The sequence below is a fragment of the Skermanella aerolata KACC 11604 genome (genome assembly GCF_000936425.1).
Lineage (GTDB): Bacteria > Pseudomonadota > Alphaproteobacteria > Azospirillales > Azospirillaceae > Skermanella > Skermanella aerolata.
The window spans coordinates 539,203-560,518 of record NZ_AVFK01000001.1; the positions used below are offsets into that span (position 1 = coordinate 539,203).

A 21,316-nucleotide genomic window follows, 5' to 3' on the forward strand; every position below is an offset into this window, starting at 1 on the left:
GACCTGCCAGTTGGCAGGTGCCGACCCTAGCCAAAGAAGAGACGCCGTGACAATCGCAGATCGGGCCACACCCCCACAGTTTCATCAAAGTATTTCTGAGGGAGTAATCCCTGATCCACTGCATTTATTTCATGTCTTCTCTTCCTTCGAGGTCGGCGGTCAGCAGATGCGTTTCGTCAAGATCGCGAACCGGCTGGGGCGGGCTTACCGCCACACCATCGTCGCGGTGGACGGCAATGTCGACTGCCTGGACCGGCTCGATCCTGAACTCGACGTCCGGGTCCTGTCCGTCCCCGTGGCCAAGGGCCGTCTCCTCAGCCTTGGCAACCTGATCCGTTTCCGCCACGCCTTGGTTTCGCAGAAGCCCGACCTTCTGCTCAGCTATGCCTGGGGCGCCGTGGAGTGGGGGCTGGTCAACCGGATCGTACCGGTCTGCCCGCATCTCCATTTCGAGGATGGCTTCGGTCCGGAAGAAGCGGTCGGCCGCCAGTTCCGCCGCCGGATCTGGTTCCGCCGCGCGGCATTGGCAGCCCCGACCGAGCTGATCGTGCCTTCGCGCGTGCTCGAATCGATAGCCCTGGAGTCCTGGCGTTTTCCGGAAAAGCGAATCCGTTTCATCCCGAACGGCATCGATTGCGCGCGCTTCGCGGCCAAGCCCGATCCTGCGGTCCTACGGCGGCAGCCCGGCGAGTTGCTTGTCGGATCGGTCGGGACGCTCCGGCGGGAGAAGAACTTCGGGCGGTTGATCCGGACTTTCGCAAGCTTGCCGGCCGAGCCGGCATGCCGTCTCGTCCTGATCGGCGACGGTCCCGACCGTCCGGCCCTGGAAGCCTTGGCGCGCGACCTCGGAATCTCGGATCGCGTGACTTTCGCGGGCCAGATGCTCAACCCGGAACTGGCTATCGGTCTGCTTGACGTCTTCGCCCTGTCCTCCGATACCGAGCAGATGCCCTTGAGTCTCCTGGAGGCCATGGCTGCTGCGTTGCCTGTCGTCGCAACCGACGTGGGAGACGTGCGCGGCATGCTGACCGACGACAACCGCCGGTTCGTCGTTCCACGAGATGACGAATCGGCTTTCACCTCAGCGATCAAGACGTTGTTGAACGACGCCACGCTGCGCCGGCGACTGGGCCATGGCAACCGCGCGCGCGCCGTGCGGGAATATGACGAGGCCGCCATGGTCGCGACCTACGACACCCTGTTCCGTTCCGCGGTCCAGGGAGATGTCCAGGGTTCACGGAAGCGGGATCACTGAACCTGATCGATGTAGTGCAGCAGGGGGTCCCAGTCCGACCGGTAATCGCCGACCCGCTTGCCGTTAAGGTCGAACAGGCTGAGGCCCGTCGCCGCCACGTCGGCATAAAGCTGCGTATCGCGTAATCTGGTCACGACCGTATGGCCGACACCGTCCAGGAAGTCGTCCAGGCGGTCCGCCGACTTGGTACGGGCGCGCAGACGATTGCCTACGACGGCGATCTGCTTCTTGTTCTTCGCGATGGGCTTCAACTCTTCCAGCTTGTCCAGGAAGCGCCGGGTCGCCAATTCGTCGAAGGTACTGGGCAGGACCGGCAGCACGATCACGTCCGCCAGCTTCACCAGCTCCTCGATCTGCTTCGTCTTCAGGGCGGCCGGCGCGTCGATCACCAGCCGCGCCGCTCCCTTGGGGACACTGTCGAGGTCCCTGGTCCAATCGACGCCGACAAGATGCGCCGCGTTTGCGGGGCGGCGCTCCAGCCAACCGAGGCTCGACTTCTGGCGGTCCACGTCGGCCAGCACCGTGGTCTTCCCGGCTGTCGCGAAAGCGGCGGCCAAGTGGGTGGCTATGGTGGTCTTGCCGCAGCCACCCTTGATATTCGCGACGAGGATTGTGAGCATGATGCCGAAGTCTACCCTAGCGATTGGAGGGCTTCGACCAGAAAGGCGTCGCTTTCGCAAATTTATGCCAATCGCGGACCAGGCAAGGTTCCAGCTGAGTGACCCCGCGTGCGTGCCAGCCGATCACCATGCCGCCGCCAATACGCCAGAGGCCTTCACCTTCCGCAGACTCGCCGGCAAGCCTGCCCATCAGCATCTCGGCGGTCGCCACGTCGTTCAGGTGTCCTAGATCGTCCTGGAGCGCCGAAAGCCGCTTCAGATACCGGGCGACTTCCTTGTCGCCATACAGCGAGCGGAAGAACTCGGCGGCGTAGCGAAGCTTCTTCAAGGCAATCCGCAACTGATGGCGTTCCGCGGGCGCCAGGTCGGCGAATCCGGCGCCGCGCTTGCGCGCCTTGCGGTGACGCTTGGCGAGCAGGCCGTCGGAGAGTTCCCTGACCGGAGCGAACAGCCGCGCGGCCTCTTCCGACAGCGGTTGCTGCCGCCAGGATCGCGACTCCAGCCAGCCGCCCAGGCGTAGAAGCAGGACGGTATAGCGGGGTGACAGGATCGCGGCGTGCGCCTGTTCGTAGGCCCGCGTCCTGCTTGCCAGCGCCGTGCAGTGAAGCGCTTTGGTCGGCTCGTCTCCCCCTAAGGCTTCTTCTACCGGCGCCAGCAGATCCGCCAGGAAGACGTCCCAGTTGCGGGCATGCCCGAGTTCTCCGGCCAGCCACTTCACCTCGCCCGACAGGAAGTCGTACTGGTCGGCAGGCATCAGGTCGCGGAACAGGCCAAGTGCGGAGCGCAGCCGGCGCAGGGCCACGCGCATCTGATGGATGCCTTCGGCATCCTCACCCTTCAAGGCAGCGGCTTCGTTCAGCACCGCATGCGACAGGCAGTTGCGCATGATGGAGGCGAGCGCTTGCTCGGCGGTATGTTCCGGCGTCAGCTCGAGCTTCCGGGCCTTGACGGCGGACTGCGCTTCGCCAGCGACCAGCGCATAGCCGCGCTCGGCCTTGGTGCGGGTTTCCACCCGCACGGGAGCCACCTCCGTCAGCTTGAGCGCCAGATCGAACAAGGCTTGCGGGGCGCCGCTCTTCAGCTCAAGCTCGACCTCCGCTATCGGCAGCACGGTCCCGTCCGATGCCCGAATTTCACCTTGGTCGACCGCGACCTCGATGGCGGTGTCGCCGGGCTGTCCGTCGGCGCCGTTCAGCAAGCGAACGCTCCGCTTGATGTGGCTTGCGAAGATCGGCTTCAGATCGTCGGCGCTGACGACGCCGAGATGCTCCAGCGCTTCTGCGTCATCGATGGCGCTCAGGTCGGGAAGGGCTCCTGCAACTTCGCACTCCCACTCTCCCCGGCTGAAGACGCCACCGGCATGTTCGTTGGCAATCTTGAGAGTTTGGATGAAGCTCTTGCCCTTCTTGCGGACCCGCAGGGTGACGCCGCGCTGGCGAAGGACAAAATCTTCGGTGTCGTAGTAGATGCTTTCGAGACTTTGCGTGGTGGCTCGCTTCGTCGAATCGGCGAACGCCGATGCATTGCGAAAGCGAGCCAGATGCTCCGGATCGATCCGCAGCTTCAGCTCGATCTCTTGATTGGCCATGTTTTTCGTCTCTCGTCCCAACCCTGCATATGGGGCGGTATAAATTGTAGTTTCGAAACCTTGGGTCAAATTTATACGACGTCATCAGAAATTAGACAATATGTCATATAATCGTCATCAAACTGTAACTTTCGATGACGAAATGTTCGGCACGGGGCCTTGAATTATTTTACCGGCATTTGCGCAAAACGACCACTTTGGACATGAATGCAGGGGTCGTTTCTACGATCTCCAGTCCGGCCCCGCCGAAGAGGTCCGCCAAATCCTGCCGCACGTAGTCGGCGTAATAGGGTTCGTGGAAGCCGATGGGAAACAGCTCGAGCAACCCGTCGAATTCCGGTCTGTCGCCCTTCTGGACCGTTTCCACGAAGACCAGGATGCCGTCGGGCTTCAGCACCCGCGCCATCTCCGCCGCCGCTGCCGCTCGCACCTTGCGGGGCAATTCGTGGAACAGGAAGATGCAGGTGACCGCGTCGAAGCTCGCGTCGGGCGCCGGGATGCTCTCGGCCGCCGCCTGCACCACATGGGCGCGCGACCAGGGCGACAGCAGCCTCCGGGCCTGGGCGAGATAGTTGGGGCTGAGGTCGAGTGCCGTCACGTCGAGCCGGGGATAGTTGTCCTTCACGAAAGTCAGGAACCGGCCGGTTCCGCTCGCCACGTCCAACAACCGCGCCTCGGTCGTGCGCCGGGTGTGGAAATGATGGTGCAGCGGCACCAGCGCCTGACGCCGCATCGCGTCTGCCGCCCCGCCGAACAGCACCTCGACCTGATGGTCGTACAATTCCGCGGAATGGTCGCTCAGGTAGCCATCGGTCTGGTAATGGAAGTTTTGGAGATAGTAGCGGGGCAGGGCGGAGCCTTCCCGCCGCTTCTCCTCGAATACCTCGTCATTGACATCGTCCCGCCGACGCCGGTGCACCTCCGGCAGGTCGCGGAAGAAACGCACCGCGTCGCGCAGGACCTTGCGCGGCGGCTCGATCATATCATGCGGCATCCTGTAATAGCCGGCCTCGATATTTGCGAGATCCCGTCGCATCAGTCGCCGAACTTCTTCCAGTATCTCGGAGTTATCGGGAAAGGTCAGCCCCTTCGGCTGCTTTTCTTCCGGAACCAGCCTGCCGTTCAGACGCGCCACCAAGGCCTTCTGTCCGAAGAACCAGGAAATTCGGGCCGTCTGGCTCAACGCGTAAGCCGCCCATTCCGCCGGTCCGATCATCTTCCGAGCTCCGTTTTCCTGTAAGCTATGCACTTAACCTAGGCTCTCCCCCCAGGATGCCAAGTCCGGCGCCCATGGGACGGTTGCAGGTGCAAAAGCCGGCACGAAAAGCGGGAAGGCTGCGCCCAACCGGCTTACCTGAAATAGCCGCAGCCGGACGTGTCCGGGGGACATTGATTTGCCTGCGCGGTTGTGGTTGGTTCCCTCGCGGAGTGATCGGCATCATACAAATGCCGCAAAGATTGTTAGGCCCTGAACAGGCACCCTGAACCAAGGAATGGGACGGCACGGATGAGCGACTTCAAAACCCTTGACGATTTTGAGTTCGACGGCAAGACCGTCCTGGTCCGCGCTGACCTGAACGTCCCGGCCAAGGACGGGGTCGTGACGGATACGACGCGCATCGACCGGTTGGCACCGACCCTGACCGAGCTTTCGCAGGCCGGCGCCAAGGTCGTCGTCCTCTCGCATTTCGGTCGTCCCAAGGGCGGTCCCGACGAAAAATACTCGCTCAAGCAGGTGGTGGACGCCGTGTCCAAGGCCGTCGGGCAGAAGGTCGCCTTCGCCGACGACTGTGTCGGCCCCGTCGCCAAGGACGCCCTGGCGAAGATCCACGCCGGCGGCATCATCGTGATGGAGAACCTGCGCTTCCATCCGGAAGAGGAGAAGAACGACGCCGGTTTCGCGGCCCAGCTGGCCGAACTCGGCGACATCTACGTCAACGACGCCTTCTCCGCGGCGCACCGCGCCCATGCTTCGACCGAAGGTCTTGCCCGCCTGCTGCCGAACGCTGCGGGCCGTTTGATGGAAGCGGAACTGAAGGCACTCACCCTCGCCCTCGAGAAGCCGGAGCGTCCGGTAGCGGCTGTCGTCGGCGGTGCAAAGATATCGACCAAGCTGGACCTGCTGGGCAACCTGGTCCGCCGGGTCAACCTGCTGGCGCTGGGCGGCGGCATGGCCAACACCTTCCTCTACGCCAAGGGGACTGCGGTCGGCGCCTCGCTGTGCGAGAAGGATATGGCGGAGAAGGCGCGCGAGATCATGGCGATCGCCGAGGAAGCCGGCTGCGAGATCCTGCTGCCGCGCGACGCGATCACCGCCAAGGAGTTCAAGGCCGGCGCCGAGAGCGAAGTGGTCGCGATCGATCAGGTCCCGTCCGACAGCATGATCCTCGATATCGGCCCGGCCACGGTCGAATACATCACGCTGAAGCTTCAGGGCTGCAAGACGGTCGTCTGGAACGGACCGCTCGGCGCGTTCGAGACCAAGCCGTTCGACGCCGGCACCAACGCGGTGGCCGGCACGGTCGCGGCGCTGACCAAGGCCGGCCGGGTCCTCAGCGTCGCCGGCGGCGGCGACACCGTCGCGGCGCTGGCGGCAGCCGGCGTCGAGGATTCGTTCACCTACGTTTCCGCCGCCGGCGGCGCCTTCCTCGAATGGCTCGAAGGCAAGGACCTGCCGGGCGTCGCGGCCCTCAAGTCCTGACCTGCGGCAATGCTGGATGCGCCGGCTGGGTCAGCCGGCGCCGTAACGCTTGAGCCACTGCTGCTCGATCCGTACCATCCACGACGGATGCGGCTCGGGCAGCGGAACGCCCAGTTCCTCGTGGGACAGCGTCGCCTCGCCCAGGGGCAACTCATCGAATCGGGCACGGTCGGCGGCAGTCAGCTTATCCAGGTCCAGCACCGTGAAGTCGCCCCAGACGCCGGGATCCTGCTTGTGCAATTGCGCATCGGGCGACAGCAGGAAGTCCGCCACCACCATGGCCGCACCAGGAGCGTTGGCGTTGTACGGGATCGCCACGAAATGGGTGTTGCCGATGGTGCCCCGCTCCAGCACGAAAGTCCGAATCGACGGCGGCAGCAGGCCGGTGGCGATGTCGCGTGACGCTTCGCCGGGATGGAAGCTCATGCCTATGGCAACCTCTCCATCGGCCAGCATCTGTTTCAACGCCGGCCCTGTCGCCGGGAAGTTCCGGCCGCTCCTCGCCAGATTGGGGTGAAGCTGGTCCAGGTATGACCAGAGCGGGGCAGTGACCTTGTCGAAATCGGCATCGTCGGCTGCATCCCGGAGTCTCGCCGGGTCTGGCGTCACCTCCACCAGCATCTGCTTCAGGAAGGTACTGCCGGTGAAATCGGGCGGGCTGGGATAGGTGAACCGTCCGGGATTGGCCTTCGTCCACTCCAGCAAGGCAGCGGCACTTCTCGGCGGCTTCGCCACCTGTTCGGTATCGTAGGTGAAGACGAACTGAGCCATGCCCCAAGGTGATTCGAGTCCATCGGTGGGGATGGTGAAATCTACTGTCGTGGTGGGCTTGCCCTTGGTGTCGATCAGGGCCGCATTCGGCAGGCGGTCGACGAAGGGGCCGTAAAGCAGCCGGTTCTCCTTCATGGCGGCGAAGTTCTCGCCGTTGACCCAAACCAGATCGACGGAGCCACCCTGGTCCTTGCCGGCCGCCTTCTCCGCCAGGACCCGTGATACGACGTCGGCCGTGTCGGTCACCTTGACGTGTCGAAGGTCGATGCCGTAGCGGTCGCGAACCTGTCCGCCGACCCAGCCGATGTAATCGTTGATCCTCGGATCGCCGGCCCAGGCGTTCCAGTAGACCACCTTGCCGCGAGCCGCCGCCACGGTGTCGTCCCATCCGGCCGCCGTCGCCGGCGGCGTAAAGCCGAGGAAGGCGGTCGCGGCGACAAGCGTCGTCAGGCGGGTCGTCAGGCGCATCTTTTTCAAGTCGTCACTCGCTCTGTCGGTGTCATGAGATCAGGCTTGCCTTGGCAACAGGGCGGTGAGCGCATTGTCGCCGAGCCATTCGGAACGGATCGCCGCGATGGTTCCGGCATCCAGGTAATCGGCCACGCGGTTCGCCACGTGATCGATCAGGGCACGCTCGCTCAGGTCGGCCGACCAGTCCTCGGCATTCTCCGCTATATGCTTTTCCGTTACCGCGGCGCGAGACTGGACCCGCCATTTGGCACACCATGTCACCGACCACAGCCACATGATCCGCCGCATCGGCAGCAGCCAGGGACCCGATGCCTCCGCGAGTGCCGGCGGCACGCTTTTCAGCCAGTGGCGATAAGCGTCCGCGGTGGCCGATGTCTCCAGCACGGCGCTGACGGCGACATCCCAGGTGGTGGAGGTATAGAGCGTCGCGTGGGCCAGATCGAACCCGGCAGCACCGTACCGCGCCTTCTCCAGATCGACCAGAACCGCGGTACCCGACGGCAGGATCAGGAAATTGCCGGGATGAGCGTCGAACGAAATCAGGGTGGAAGGCGGTCGAGCCCGTGTCTTCCGAAACTCTTCGGCCCAGGCCAGTTCTTCGTCGATCGCGCGCCGGGCAGCGGCGCCAAGGCCGGCGGCATCCAGGAACGCCGCCTGGAGCCTTACCTCGTGCAGCGTCTCACCGACGGGATCGGAGTGGTCGCGCAGCGGAGCGCGGGCCGGTGCCGGCGGGACCGGCAAGGAGTGGATGGACGCAAGCGCTGTCATGATCGCCGGCAGGTCGTCCGGCAGGACGGGTGGCCGGCCCGGAACCTCGTCAACCAGCAGCGCCCCCAGCGGCACCGTCTCGTCCGGTATCAGGACGGCGTGCAGTCCGGGGATGTGGTGCCCGGGCGCCGCCCGCTCGAAGCATGTCGCCTGATAGGTCAGGTTGACCGTCGCCGAGAGCGCAAGCTGGCTCTGCTTGGGCACGCGCAGCAGCACGCCGCGTCCCTTGACCCTGATGTGTTCATGGGCAAGGCCGGTTCCCTGAAGCGGGATCAGGTCATCCAGCCGTACTTCATCGTAATCAGCCAAGCGGATCAGACGCCGGTGTATGGCTTTAAGGAGCGTATCCGAAATCATGGAGTGAGTATGGAGGATGGCCGTTCCCAGTCAAAGCGGCTGCCGTTCAATTTGACGTGAATGCGAAAGACGGGTGCCGGCGCCATCGGTTCCAGGCTTCGGGATCGTCGACATCCTCCAGGATCGGCAGAGGATCCCCCACCCGTGCCGGATCGAGGTTGGCCAGGGTGTCGGCCAGAGCGTGTTCCGTGGACCACCTTACGCCCGCGAAGAAGTCGGGCGGCTCCGCCGGACGCCGGCGCGCTCCGACCAGCCAGTAGCCTCCGTCCCGGGCCGGACCGAAGACGAACGGGTACCTGTCCAGCGTCCGGAATGCCTGCCAGATGTGATGGCTGCGGATACAGGGAATGTCGCTTCCGACAACCACCACCGGTCCCGGGGGCAGGCCCAGCGGAGGACGGCGCATGGGGCGTCTCATCCGTTCGCCGAGATCGCCGCCGCCCTGGGCACGGATATCGACTCCCGGCGGTCGTGCGGGCATGCGCCCACGGTCCGGAGTCAACGCCACCCAGGTCGTCCAGCGGCGATCCCGGCTGATGCGGAACAGCAGGGTTCGAAGCGCCACGCGCTGGAAATGGACAGCCGCCACCGGGCCGATGTTGCCGGCGAGCCGGCGCTTTCCCCTGCCCAGCCGGAGTTCACGTGCGAAGACAATGAGATGGCGGCGAAGCGGCACGTTCCTACCCGGGTTGTTTTCACCTGTAGTAGAGCCGCCGTATCAGCGGCGGCGCTGCGCCCATCATATAGAGCGCCAGACAGGTAAGGTTACGCAGCGGACGGCGGATGTAACCGTCTCTCCGGTAGCGGGAAGCCGAAGTCGTAATGCCAGTCGGCAGCCCGATCAACCGGTGCCGGCCGATCCTGCGGACGATCGAGACATCTTCCATGAGGTCCATGGGCGTGAATCCGCCGACCGACAGATAAAGGTCCCGATGGATCAGCAGTCCCTGATCGCCGTAAGGCAGGCCCAGCCAGCGGCAGCGCCATGCCACCATCGCTTCCAGCCGGCGCGCTGCCGGCGTGTCATGGTCGAGTTCGAACCGCCCATAGGCGGCGCAGGCTATGTTCTCCGGCTTACGAATGAACGCGGCGAGGGTCTCCTGCCAACCCGGATCCGGAATGCTGTCGGCATGCAGGAAGAACAGCCACTCCGCTTGCAGGTCGCTGATCGCGGCTCCGGCGCCTGCCGACAACTGTACCCCGCGCCCTGGTTCGGCGGACACGATGCGGGCTTCATGCCGTTTGGCGACCGTGACGGTCGCGTCGGTCGAGCCGCCGTCCGCCACCATGATCGGCCACCCGGCATCTCTGGCAATTCTCGAGATCGACTCGAGCATCCGGTCCAGGCTTGAAGCGCAGTTCAGGGCGGGTATGACGATGACAAGGGTGGACAGGATCTGCTCCAAGACGGGGCGGCAAGCAGCGGCCGAACTTCGAACGGCGCGGCCGCTATCCTATCATCTCTGCCGATCATCTTCGCCAGCCACCGCCTATCCGGCCGCCATCTTCAGGTACCGGATCGCCGGCTGCGCAGATGGATCTCTACCTTCGTCCCGTTGTCCCGCAGGAAGCGCACTTCGGCGTTTGCTTGCCGGGCAAGGGTTCTGACAAGCAGCAAGCCGAGCCCACGCCGGTCGTTGGGCGCACTGGGGTCCATGCCTATGCCGTTGTCGTGAATGACGATGCAGTTGGTCGCCGGATTTCCATAAACCTCGACCCGGACCCGGCGGTCTTCAACAATGTGCTCGGACGTATCCGGAAAGGCATGGCTGAGGGCATTGCTGACCAGTTCCGCAACGATCAGTCCGAGTGGACTGGCGGCATTCAGCGGGATACGGCCGGTTTGACCGTTTACGTCGATGGCGATGCCGCCGGACGACTCACCCTTAGATGCCAATTGCCGGCACAGCTCGGTCAGCAGAGGCAAGGCAGGAGTATCGGCACGGCTTCCTTCATCGAACACAAGTCCGTGAACCAGACTCATGGACTGGATACGGGCAAGGCTCCTGCGGACTTCGGCGGCACTCTGCTCACCGATGCGATTGGCCTGAAGGTTGAGCAGACTGGCGATGATCTGGAGGTTGTTGCGGGTCTGGTGATGGATCTCCTCGATCAGCGCCTCCCGGTCGGCCAGCGACGCCCGCAGGTCGGCCGTGCGTTCGTCGACCTGTCGCTCGAGCGTCCGGGTCAGCTCGTAGAGCTGCAGGTTGCTCTCCGCCAAGCTGCGCGATGAGACCTCCAGTTCCTCGAGGGAGACGTGGAACTCCTCCTCGGCATTGGACGCCTCCGCCTGACTGGCGGCAAGACGGGTTTCCAATACATGGATGGTTTCCTGGTCGCGCGACCGCTGGCGGCGCATGGACTCCGCCAATCGCTCCATTCTACCCAGTTGGTCGACCGTTGCGGTCAACTGAGACCCGAGACTATTGCATTCCGCGGTCATCGTGTTCAATTGATCTCGCAGCTCCTCACATTCCAGGATTGCCTCTTCGCAGCTGGCTTCCGCGAACTGAAGCCGAGCGATGAGATCGTCGGTACCGGCCGCCTCAACCGCCGACTCTTTGGTGCTGTACATGCTACGGGTAGGGCCTGGCACGTTTCAGTTCCTCCCGTTTGCTGGCTCAGGTAGAAAGTGCGCCAATACTGCCCATAAGGCGCCCGCCATTTGCCTGCTCATCGCGTTATCAGGACATCGATGTTGCCCAGACCCACTCCGTACGCGAATCGATCCTTCGCGTCGGGTAGCGGGCCTGAAGCAACTCACCACCTGATACGTCTAATGGTTCGGAATGACCGAAGTTCCCTTTTAAAGACAGTCGACCAGCGTTCGCCGCAAGTCATCCGGGTTGATCGGTTTGTGAAGAAGGCGATAACCGCTCCGCTTGGCCTCCGTAAGACGCTCGGGTGCCGTATCTCCCGTCATCAGGATGGCGGGCACGGGCCACCGCCGGTGGACGATGTCCACGACGTCAAGCCCGCTGCTGCCGTTCGGTAGCCGGTAATCGACCGCCAGCAGGTCCGGAACCCGATCCAGACCGTCGAGAAGCGTTGGTACATCCTGCACCGAACTGGCGGAGTGGACCTCCAGTCCCCAATCGCCCAGCAACATCTCCAGAGCCATGAGGATGGCGGGATCGTCTTCCACCACAACGATGGAACGGCCCGTCAGGTCTCCTGGCGCCTCCGCCAAGAGATCTGTCCTCCCGGATCCTGCCGTCTCATGGCCCGATGCGAGTGGGATCTTGAACGAGAAGACCGAGCCGTTGTTTAGTTCTGACCGCAGTCCGATATCGTATCCGAGCAGTCTGGCGACCCGGCTCACCGTCGCGAGGCCGAGGCCGAAGCCCCGTGCGCGGTCGCGCGCAGGGTTGTCCAACTGCCGGAAGTCTTCGAATATCACGGTGAACTTGTCGTCGGGAATGCCGCGTCCGGTATCGGCGACTTCGACGACCCCGCAGCCGTCCAGTTCGCGGCACTCGACGGTGACGCCGCCGCGATCGGTGTATTTGATCGCGTTGGAGATCAGATTGCGAAGGATCAGTTCGAGCAGGAGCGGATCGCTCGACACGACCAGGGAAGCGGGCGGCACCTGGAGCCACAGGCGCTTCACGCGGGCCTGTTCCTCGAATTCCGACGCAAGCCGGTGCAGCAGGTCGTCTATCGGAAAATCGCGCATCTGCGGATCGACGATGCCGGCTTCCAGCCGTGCCACCTCCAGCAGGCCGTTCAGCATCCCGCGCAATCCTTCCAGCGATGACGATACCATGCCGACAAGATCCCGCGTCTCCGGATCGAGGTCGCGCCGCTCGAGCATTCCGAGGAACAGCGAGGCGGCCTGCACCGGTTGCCTCAAATCGTGGCTGGCGGCCGCCAGGAAGCGGGACTTGTCGAGATTGGCGCGTTCAGCCTCGTCGCGTGCGGCCCGCGCGGCTTCTTCGGCCCTGCGGCGGTCGGTTATGTCGATTCGCAGGCCGATCATCCTGACAGGCTTTCCCGCGTCGTCCCGGATGCATCGGCCCCGTCCCGCCATCCAGCGTATGTCGCGCGGCGGATGGTCGATGCGGTACTCGATGACGAACTCGTCCTCCTGTCCGAGCAGGCATGCGTTCAACCTGCGCTCGACCTCGACGCGGTCCTCCGGAAGCAAGGTTTCCAGCCAGTCGGAATAAGTTCCGGGGGTCGAATCATCGTCGAGGCAATCCGGACTGCCATAGCAATCGGACCAAGTCAGGCGGCCGGTGCCGATTTCCCAGTCCCAGGTGCCGGCGCCGCCGAAATGCTGGGCCAGACGCAAGGTCTGTTCCTTGAGGCGCAACAGGCCGTTCGCGTGCGCCAGTTCGGTCGTCCTTTCGAGGACGCGCCGTTCCAGATCGGCATTGGTTTCACTGAGGCTATGGTTGGCAGCCGCGAGTTCGGTCGCCACGAGCCCGGACGACACAAGCCCGGACGACACAAGCCCGGACGACACAAGCCCGGTGGCCGATGTGCTCACCTCCGTGGCGGTATCGTTGGGCATCGGGTTGGCGGCAGCGTCTTCGGAGCCTTGTTTCGATGATGTCGTTATGGCTCTCATCCCTCTGAACGAATCATTCTCCATCATACGCCCGGGCTGCCGAACCGCTATTGCCCTGTAGATCATGCCGGGTGGTTGAAGACTTAGGCTTGCATCTAAGTGTACGGAACCGCGTGTTTGCTTTCCCGGTCAGCCGAACTTTCTTTGCTCATTCCATGCCAATTTCTGGAGATGCGGTCATGGACCTGCATAAGAATTGATCCAGATCAGTCCGCTTCCACGATGCTTTCGATAACATCCGCGGTCTAAAAGCAGGGCTTCATTTCTTAATGTCGTCCCGACAAATCGAGGGGACCCCGGATGCATGCTGAATTGACAAAGAAGATCAGGAACAACCCAAAGTTTGTGGAGCTTACCACCAAGCGCACTGCGTACGGCTGGAAGCTGTCCATCCTGATGCTCGTGATCTATTACGGATTTATTCTCGTGGTGGCGTTCGCGCCGAAGCTTCTCGGCACTCCGGTTTCCGGCGTCATCACCCTCGGTATTCCCTTGGGCGTTCTCATCATCGTCTCGGCCTTCATTTTGACCGGCATCTACGTGCGCCGCGCCAATTCCGAATTCGACGAATTGAACCGCCAGATCATCGAGGAAACGAAATAATGAAGCGCGCTACAGCAGCTCTCGCGGCGGCCTCGGGCCTTGCCGCTGCCGTCCTTTCCTTCTCCGGCGCTGCCCTAGCTGCCGACGCGATCACCGGTGCCGTCCAGAAGGCCGAAACCAACTGGACCGCCATCGTCATGTTCCTGGCTTTCGTGGCGGGGACCCTGGGCATTACCTACTGGGCCGCTTCCAAGACCAAGACGGCGAAGGACTTCTACTCCGCCGGCGGCGGCATCACCGGCTTCCAGAACGGTCTGGCGATCGCCGGCGACTATATGTCCGCTGCGTCCTTCCTCGGTATTTCCGCCCTCGTCTACGGCTCCGGCTATGACGGCGTCATCTACTCGATCGGCTTCCTGGTCGGCTGGCCGGTCATTCTGTTCCTGATCGCCGAGCAGCTCCGCAACCTCGGCAAGTACACCTTCGCCGACGTGGCGTCGTACCGGCTCCAGCAGACTCCGATCCGTACGCTGGCCGCTTCCGGCTCGCTGGTCGTCGTGGCGCTCTACCTGATCGCCCAGATGGTCGGCGCCGGCAAGCTGATCCAGCTGCTGTTCGGTCTCGACTACGCCTACGCCGTCGTCATGGTCGGCATCCTGATGATCATGTACGTGACCTTCGGCGGCATGCTCGCGACGACCTGGGTCCAGATCATCAAGGCCGTCCTGCTGCTCTCCGGCGCCTCCTTCATGGCGATCATGGTGCTGGTCCACTACGGCTTCAACTTCGGGGCGCTGTTCCAGGCCGCCGTCGACGTCCACCCCAAGGGCATCGCGATCATGCAGCCCGGTACCCTGGTCAAGGACCCGGTCTCGGCGATTTCGCTCGGCATCGCGCTTATGTTCGGCACCGCCGGACTGCCGCACATCCTGATGCGCTTCTTCACCGTCGCCGACGCCAAGGAAGCCCGCAAGTCGGTCTTCTACGCCACCGGCTTCATCGGCTATTTCTACATCCTGACCTTCATCATCGGCTTCGGCGCCATCGTCCTGCTGATGAACGACCCGTCCTACTTCAAGGTCGCGGCCGACGGTACCTACAACAAGCTGACCGGCGTCCAGGGCGGCGCCAACATGGTCGCCATCCATTTGGCCAAGGCGGTCGGCGGCGACTTGTTCCTGGGCTTCATCTCGGCCGTCGCCTTCGCCACCATCCTCGCCGTCGTGTCGGGCCTGACGCTGGCCGGCGCTTCTGCGGTCAGCCATGACCTCTACGCCTCGGTGTTCCGCCGTGGCCGGGTCAACGAAGTGCAGGAAATCCGAGTCTCCAAGATGGCGACCGTCGCCCTGGGCGTCCTGGCGATCGTGCTCGGCATCGCTTTCGAGCAGCAGAACATCGCCTTCATGGTCGGCCTGGCCTTCGCCATCGCGGCGAGCGCCAACTTCCCGATCATCGTCCTGTCGATGTTCTGGTCCAAGCTGACCACCAACGGCGCCCTGATCGGCGGCTTCATGGGCCTGATCAGCGCTACCGTGCTGGTGGTCCTCGGCCCGGCGGTGTGGGAAGGCGTGCTGGGCAACGTCAAGGGTTCGGCTCCGTTCCCCTATGACAACCCCGCCATCTTCTCCGTCCCGCTGGCGTTCATCGGTTCCTGGCTGTTCTCCATCCTGGACAAGAGCCAGAACGCCCGTGACGAAGAAGCTGCCTACGAAGCTCAGTACATCCGCTCCCAGACCGGTCTGGGTGCTGAAGGCGCCTCCTCTCACTGAGGAAACGCTCGCTGAGTTATAGTGTCACGGTGCGCCCTGCGCCGTGACACCGGTACTCGCCAAAGCGCCCCGAGGATGCCAACCTTGGGGCGCTTTTTCATGACCATCAACGGCGAAGGTCCGTAGTCGTGCCTGAAGCTTTGAGTTTCACAAGCCCTCCTTTCGACCGCCTGAGCGATGCCGAGCGCGATCGGGTCCGTGCCGCATCCGATCTGGCGGCGTGGCCTAAGGGAACCACGATCCTACGCGGCGATGACGCGGCCGAGCATCTTCATGTCGTCCTTAAGGGACTGGTCCATGAAGTGGAAGGCGCCGAGGTGCTGACATCCTATGGACCCGGCGAGAGCTTCGACGCCAAGGCGCTTCTCGGCACGCCGTGCACCAGTTCCTTCGTCGTGCGCGAAGACACCGTATGCCAGCTCCTGCCGGCTGCCCTGTTCCTCGACCTGACCCGAGCCAACCCCTTATTTCGGCGCGTGGTACCACCAGGAATTGATCGAGCGGCTGCGTGAGATGGCTGTCCGTCAGGCCAACGGGGAGATGACCTCCTTCATGATGGCCCGCATCCGCCAGGCCTTCATTCATCCCGCGACCTATGTCGATGCGTCCTGTACCGCCCGCGAGGCCGTCGCCGCCATGAAGGCGACGCGCTCGACGTCGCTGCTGGTCCGCGACGGCGAGGGGGCGGACGAACGCGTCGGTGTCCTGAGCGATCGCGATCTGCGCGATGCCGTTATCCTGGATGGCGCGCCGGTCACATCGCCGGTCGGACCCTTCACCAGCTATTCGCTGATCTCGCTCGATATCGACGATTTCCTGTTCAATGCCCTGGTCGTGATGACCAAGCACGGCATCCGCCGCATCGTGGTGACGGAGGAGGGCAGGATCGCCGGCATCCTGGAGCAGGTCGACCTGCTGGGCTTCCTGTCCAACAACTCCCATGTCGTAGCGATCCGTGTCGAGCGCGCGAGCGATCTTGCCGATCTCAAGACCGCTTCGGCCGAAATCCCGACCCTGATCCAGGCTCTGCATGCCAATGGGGTCAAGGTTCAGCTGATCGCGGAGATGGTGACGGCCTTGAACCGCCGGATCTTCGCAAAGCTGTTCGAAATGCTGGCGCCCCCCGATCTGCTGGCGAACTCCTGCCTGATCGTCATGGGCAGCGAAGGCCGGGGCGAGCAGATCCTGAAGACCGATCAGGACAACGGCCTGATCCTGCGCGATGGCTATGCCTGTCCCAATCTCGACGCGATCACCGCCGAGTTCTCACGGTCGCTGATCGAGTTCGGATATCCCGAGTGTCCCGGCAAGATCATGGTCAACACGCCGGAATGGACAAGGCCGCTGGCCGGATACCGGGAGGCGATTCACAATTGGGTCCATCATCCCGACGAGGCGGCTCAGCTCAACCTTGCGATCTTCTACGATGCGGCTGCCGTGGCCGGGGACGCCACACTGCTGGAGAAGGCGCGCGACTACCTGCTCGAAACCCTGTCCAGCAACGATGTCTTCTTCTCCCATTTCGCTCGTCCTACGCTGAGCTTCGAAACTCCCATCGGCATGTTCTCCAACCTGCGCGGAGAGCAGCTCGACATCAAGAAGGGTGGTATCTTCCCGCTGGTCCACGGAGTGCGCAGTCTCGCACTCGAGAAGCGCATGACCGAGCGCAATACCCTGGATCGGATCGAAAAGCTGCTGGCTCTGGGTGTCTTCGATCGGACAATGGCGACCGAATTGTCGGAGTCGCTGCTAGCAATGATGGCGCTGCGCTTGAAGCTTCGCCTTGCCGCCGGCGAGATCGGAACCCAGACGGACAACTTCATCCGGCCCGACCAGTTGAACCGGCTGGAACGCGACCTGCTCAAGGACTCGCTCTCTATCGTCAAGCGGTTCAAGGAATTCATTACATATCATTTCCACTTGAAGATGTTTTGAACATGCTGTCGGATCTCCGTAAAAGCTTCAATCGGCGCAATCTGACCGATCCCGCATTCGGTTTCCTGTTCGATGAGGATTCCAGCGGTGAAGTCGTCGTTCTGGCGGTCGGAGCCACATCCTTCGAGCCGGCGCAGGCCGATCTCCTGGAACTCACCGGCATCCTGGTCAAAGGCAATCGTCTTCTGACCAGCGAAAAGCTCCATCTGAAGGTGGGGGAGGGGGCTGCGACGGCGGAAGCGGCGGCCCTGGACCTTCTCAGGTTCGCCGGGTCTCGGCCGCTGGCCGGTTACTATCTGAACTTCGCCGTCGGTTTGCTGGATCGCATCATCCGCCCGGTGATCGGCGTGCAGATCCCCAATGAGCGGATCGAAGTATCGAGTCTGTACTACGATCAGCGTCGGGTAATTCCGGGGCGGACCGCCACGGACTTGCGTTTCGACTCGATCCTTCGGGACCTAGATCTGCCCGATCGCGGCGCCTCCGGATCGTTCGACGATGCCGTTTCCGCTGGATTGATTTATCTGACGCTAAGGCAACCCGCGTGATCTGCCCCTTCGATCGAAACAATTCGTATTGACGGGTGCCGTGCAACGACCCTGCTGATCTACCGCTTGATTAAGCCACTAACCGGTCATTTCAGGATGCCGATGATCGCTCGCCTGATCGTCCTAGTCAGCTTGATGGGGTTCCTGAACCTCGCCTTCGGCGAGGCGAGAGCGCTCGATCTCGTCAATGTGGTGCTGGCGCCCATGCCTCCTTTCGTGATCGAAGGCGGAACGTTGGGATCTCCGCCCGGGATCGTGTCGGAGATCATCACCGAAGCTTATCGGCGTGATGGCAAGCGGCCATATTATGCATATATGCCCGCTGCACGAGCCGAGCATACGGTGCGTAATGGCAGGGCGATGGCGACGGTCGTTTCGGGTGATCCCGGCGATCACGCAGGCAGCTTCGTCCTGTCGAACAGCTTGCTGAGGACCCCCGTCAGCGCCGTCATCGCTTCCGGCTACGCAGGTCCGCCCCTGACGAGCTTCAATGCGGTCGCCGAGCGGCAGGCCACGATCCTGATGGAAGGGCAAGGGCGACTGAGGGTCATCTCGATCCATGGCGATCCCGTCATCGACGATCTGCACGAAGCCGGGGTCGAGGTCGAAGAGGTTCCCGGCATCGAATCTGCCATGTCTCTGGTCGTCAGGGCGGACGGCCGGGTGGTCCTGGTGACCTTCTCCAACGCCGCGGTGCATCTCGCTCAGAACACCGGTGTCCCGATGGCGCAGTTCCAGTCGTTTACGATCGGGTACTCCGACTTCTATCTGGCTATATCGCGCACCCGGCCCGGCGCGATCGATCTGGCGAACCGGTTTAACCGGTCATTGGAGATCCTGCGCCTTGACGGGACCATCGACGCCATCCTCGATCGCTACGGGGCCGGCCGAACCTCTCCGGACCAGTCTCCAACCACCGATTAACCCGTTCGATATTGTCACCGTCGCAACGAATCGGTGATTGGCGGGTTTTTGGCTCGATGATTTCACATCTTGCCGGGTAGCTCCGAAGCACGTCCCCGGCTAGCTTCGTGATTTGCCACAGCTCCGGATCAAACGAACGGATGATGACCGACCGAATACTCGACCGGTCCGCGCGCGGCCTTTTTCTGATATTGCCCGTGCTGGCCCTCATGCTCAGCACTCTTCCGGCGTCTGCCCAGATGCCGTCGGGCGTTCTGCCCGGAGCGTCCGCCCCAGCGAAGCCGGCAACTCAATCCACTGCGGAAAGCGGTGATCCAGGGGACCGGATCGCCTCCCTGCTGGCCACCTTGGAAGATCCGGCTGCACGGGAGCGGCTTACGGCTCAACTGCGGACGCTGCTCGATACGCAGGAGCAGACTGAACCGGAGACGGTCGAGCCACCCAGTTCCCGCGTGCTCGAATTCATGTCCGAGCGTGTCGGCAGGCTCACCCGCCAGATGGTCGCCTTCGGCAGCGTTTTCGCCGACCTGCCCGACACGGTCGATTGGCTCGAGGGGCAGGCGACGGACCAGACACGGCGGGATCGCTGGTTGCAGTTGATGTCCCAGCTCCTCCTCGCCGTAGGGGCCGGGTTTGCGGCCAGCGCGATGGCATCCCGGCTGCTCAGGCGGGCGCGTTTGTCGATCGAAAGCCGCCGGAACGAGCGGATACTTGCGCGTATTCCCTTGGCGATCCTCCGTACCGTCCTGGAAGTGGTCCCGATCGCAGCCTTCGGCATAGCCGGCTATGGCATGCTATCGGTTACCGACCCGCCCCTGGTCATCCGGCTGGTGGCTCTCATCGTGATCAACGCCACCATCCTGATCCAGCTTGTCCTGGCGGTTACCCGGGGCATCCTGGCTCCCGTGGCGCGCAATCTCAGGATGCTCCCGATCGGTGACGAATCGGCGCATTACGGATATATCTGGGTCCGACGGCTGGCCTATACCTGCGTCTACGGCTTCTTCATCTCGGAAGCGGCCTATATGCTGGGCTTGCCCGGCGGCGCCCATGAGGCGCTGCTCAAGGTCGTCGGCCTCATTGCGACCGGCATGCTGGTCATCCTGATCCTCCAGAACCGGAAGGACGTAGCGGAGTGGCTGCGCGGACGGCCATTGACCGGCGGTTCCAACGGCCATGTCGAGGCGGAGGAGATCGCCGCCGGAACGCGCAGCGGCACCTTGCGGGCGGCGCGGCGGCGGCTGGCGGATGTCTGGCATATCTTGACGATCCTTTATCTGGTCGTGATCTACGGTATCTGGGCTCTCAGCATTCCTGACGGGTTCGAGTTCATGCTGAGGGCGACCGGCCTGTCGCTGCTGATCCTGATTGCGGCCCGGATCGTCGTGAACCTGATCGATGCCCTGATCCGGCGGGGCTTCTCGATCTCGCCGGACATAAAGCGCGAGTTCCCCCATCTGGAAGAACGCGCCAACCGCTATCTGCCCATTCTCCAGCGGGTATTGAAGGCCATCATCTGGTTCTTCGCCCTGCTGGCGCTGCTCGCAGCCTGGGGCGTGGACAGCTTTGCGTGGCTCGAATCGCCACTCGGCCAACGCATCAGTTCCAGCGCCATATCGATCAGCGTCGTACTGCTGCTGGCCGTCATCACCTGGGAAGTCGTCACCAACCTGATCGAGCATTACCTGTCCGGCAACGACCGCTACGGCACCCGGATCGAGCGGAGCGCCCGCGTCCGAACGCTGCTGCCGCTGCTGCGGAATGCCGTCATGGTTCTGCTCATCACCGTGGTCAGCCTCGTCACCCTGTCGGAGATCGGCGTCAACATAGCGCCGTTGCTGGCGGGCGCCGGTGTCATCGGTCTCGCGATCGGCTTCGGGTCGCAAACGCTGGTGAAGGACGTCATTACCGGCCTGTTCATCCTGTTCGAGGACACCATTTCGGTCGGCGACGTGGTCGATGTCGGCGGCGGTCACAGCGGCCTCGTCGAAGCGATCACGATCCGTACGATCAAACTGCGCGATCAGGCAGGCGGGGTCCATTCGATCCCATTCAGCCAGGTCAACTCGGTCCTGAACATGACCAAGGACTTCTCCTACTACGTGTTCGACATCGCGATCAGCTACGGCGAAGACCCCGACCGCGTGATCGGAGCGATCAAGGATCTGGGAGCGGAACTCCAGGCGACGCCGCAGTTCGGGCGGGTGATCCTGGAGCCGATCGAGATCATGGGGGTGGACGCTTTCCGCGACAATGCTTTCATCGTCAAGGCGCGGATCAAGACACGGCCCATCCAGCAATGGAACGTCGGGCGCGAATTCAATCGGCGGATGAAGCTCCGGTTCGACGAGATGGGTATCAGTATTCCGTTGCCGCACCGTATCGTCGAGTTCCGTCCCGACGCATCCGCTGGGCAGCCGATGGCGACGCCTGAAGCAGGAGCGTTGCAGTTGTCGAGGACGAGATGATCTCTTGTGTCCATTTGGATAGGTC

18 protein-coding genes are annotated in these 21,316 nt (G+C 63.1%); 9 read left to right on the plus strand and 9 right to left on the minus strand.

All coding sequences use genetic code 11. The annotated features are described in order from the left end of the window. The first annotated feature begins 46 nt into the window (after positions 1 to 46). On the plus strand, positions 47 to 1,255 hold the full coding sequence (locus tag N826_RS02440) for a glycosyltransferase family 4 protein (RefSeq protein ID WP_280178410.1): 1,209 nt from the start codon (positions 47 to 49) through the stop codon (positions 1,253 to 1,255). Here the strand turns inward: N826_RS02440 and N826_RS02445 are convergent. The 3 genes from N826_RS02445 to N826_RS02455 form a co-directional block, all read right to left on the minus strand. Beyond that, positions 1,249 to 1,875, minus strand: a complete 627-nt coding sequence (locus tag N826_RS02445; protein WP_044425688.1) for a ParA family protein — start codon at positions 1,873 to 1,875, stop codon at positions 1,249 to 1,251. The genes N826_RS02440 and N826_RS02445 overlap by 7 nt on opposite strands. 16 nt (positions 1,876 to 1,891) lie before the next feature. Beyond that, complete coding sequence (locus N826_RS02450) at positions 1,892 to 3,463, minus strand: CYTH and CHAD domain-containing protein (protein ID WP_044425689.1); 1,572 nt, start codon at positions 3,461 to 3,463, stop codon at positions 1,892 to 1,894. 169 nt (positions 3,464 to 3,632) lie between these two features. Then, a complete protein-coding gene (locus tag N826_RS02455; protein WP_044425690.1) occupies positions 3,633 to 4,679 on the minus strand; it encodes a class I SAM-dependent methyltransferase in 1,047 nt (348 codons plus the stop codon). A gap of 291 nt (positions 4,680 to 4,970) precedes the next feature. Between N826_RS02455 and N826_RS02460 the strand changes: the two genes are divergently transcribed. Further along, positions 4,971 to 6,164, plus strand: a complete 1,194-nt coding sequence (locus tag N826_RS02460) for a phosphoglycerate kinase (RefSeq protein ID WP_044425691.1) — start codon at positions 4,971 to 4,973, stop codon at positions 6,162 to 6,164. 30 nt (positions 6,165 to 6,194) lie between these two features. On the opposite strand, the gene N826_RS02465 is transcribed toward N826_RS02460, so the two are convergent. The 6 genes from N826_RS02465 to N826_RS02490 all read right to left on the minus strand — a co-directional run bounded on the left by N826_RS02465 (position 6,195) and on the right by N826_RS02490 (position 13,047). Continuing rightward, positions 6,195 to 7,403: an ABC transporter substrate-binding protein gene (locus N826_RS02465; RefSeq protein ID WP_044425692.1), complete on the minus strand. Its 1,209-nt coding sequence runs from the start codon at positions 7,401 to 7,403 to the stop codon at positions 6,195 to 6,197. 39 nt (positions 7,404 to 7,442) lie between these two features. After that, positions 7,443 to 8,483: a phosphotransferase gene (locus N826_RS02470; protein WP_147040003.1), complete on the minus strand. Its 1,041-nt coding sequence runs from the start codon at positions 8,481 to 8,483 to the stop codon at positions 7,443 to 7,445. A gap of 94 nt (positions 8,484 to 8,577) precedes the next feature. Next, entirely contained in the window at positions 8,578 to 9,207 is a 630-nt protein-coding gene (locus N826_RS02475; RefSeq protein WP_044425694.1) for a TIGR04282 family arsenosugar biosynthesis glycosyltransferase, read from the minus strand. Positions 9,208 to 9,226: 19 nt separating this feature from the next. After that, entirely contained in the window at positions 9,227 to 9,937 is a 711-nt protein-coding gene (locus N826_RS02480; RefSeq protein WP_186818052.1) for a TIGR04283 family arsenosugar biosynthesis glycosyltransferase, read from the minus strand. Between the two features lie 101 nt (positions 9,938 to 10,038). After that, positions 10,039 to 10,902 (minus strand): sensor histidine kinase, encoded by an 864-nt coding sequence (locus N826_RS02485; protein ID WP_169789276.1) that lies wholly within the window; start codon positions 10,900 to 10,902, stop codon positions 10,039 to 10,041. A gap of 435 nt (positions 10,903 to 11,337) precedes the next feature. Beyond that, positions 11,338 to 13,047, minus strand: coding sequence for an ATP-binding response regulator (locus N826_RS02490; protein WP_052830770.1), 1,710 nt, complete (start codon positions 13,045 to 13,047; stop codon positions 11,338 to 11,340). Positions 13,048 to 13,404: 357 nt separating this feature from the next. Here N826_RS02490 and N826_RS02495 point away from each other — a divergent pair, with 357 nt between their 5' ends. The 7 genes from N826_RS02495 (at position 13,405) to N826_RS02520 (ending at position 21,291) form a co-directional block, all read left to right on the plus strand. Further along, positions 13,405 to 13,707: a DUF485 domain-containing protein gene (locus tag N826_RS02495; RefSeq protein WP_044425696.1), complete on the plus strand. Its 303-nt coding sequence runs from the start codon at positions 13,405 to 13,407 to the stop codon at positions 13,705 to 13,707. Beyond that, positions 13,707 to 15,416 carry a cation acetate symporter gene (locus N826_RS02500; protein ID WP_044425697.1) on the plus strand — a complete coding sequence of 570 codons (1,710 nt, stop codon included), beginning with the start codon at positions 13,707 to 13,709 and terminating at the stop codon, positions 15,414 to 15,416. The genes N826_RS02495 and N826_RS02500 overlap by 1 nt, the downstream gene beginning before the upstream one ends. A 128-nt stretch (positions 15,417 to 15,544) precedes the next feature. Continuing rightward, on the plus strand, positions 15,545 to 15,928 hold the full coding sequence (locus tag N826_RS45170) for a Crp/Fnr family transcriptional regulator (RefSeq protein WP_244619381.1): 384 nt from the start codon (positions 15,545 to 15,547) through the stop codon (positions 15,926 to 15,928). Between the two features lies 1 nt (position 15,929). Further along, positions 15,930 to 17,351 (plus strand): putative nucleotidyltransferase substrate binding domain-containing protein, encoded by a 1,422-nt coding sequence (locus N826_RS02505; protein ID WP_244619380.1) that lies wholly within the window; start codon positions 15,930 to 15,932, stop codon positions 17,349 to 17,351. A 2-nt stretch (positions 17,352 to 17,353) separates the two neighbouring features. Beyond that, a complete protein-coding gene (locus tag N826_RS02510) occupies positions 17,354 to 17,899 on the plus strand; it encodes a 3'-5' exonuclease family protein (protein ID WP_044425698.1) in 546 nt (181 codons plus the stop codon). Positions 17,900 to 17,995: 96 nt separating this feature from the next. Beyond that, on the plus strand, positions 17,996 to 18,823 hold the full coding sequence (locus tag N826_RS02515) for a substrate-binding periplasmic protein (RefSeq protein ID WP_147040001.1): 828 nt from the start codon (positions 17,996 to 17,998) through the stop codon (positions 18,821 to 18,823). Positions 18,824 to 19,032: 209 nt separating this feature from the next. Continuing rightward, the gene (locus tag N826_RS02520) at positions 19,033 to 21,291 is read left to right on the plus strand and encodes a mechanosensitive ion channel domain-containing protein (RefSeq protein ID WP_244619379.1); all 2,259 of its coding nucleotides are present in this window, start codon (positions 19,033 to 19,035) and stop codon (positions 21,289 to 21,291) included. Positions 21,292 to 21,316: the final 25 nt, after the last annotated feature.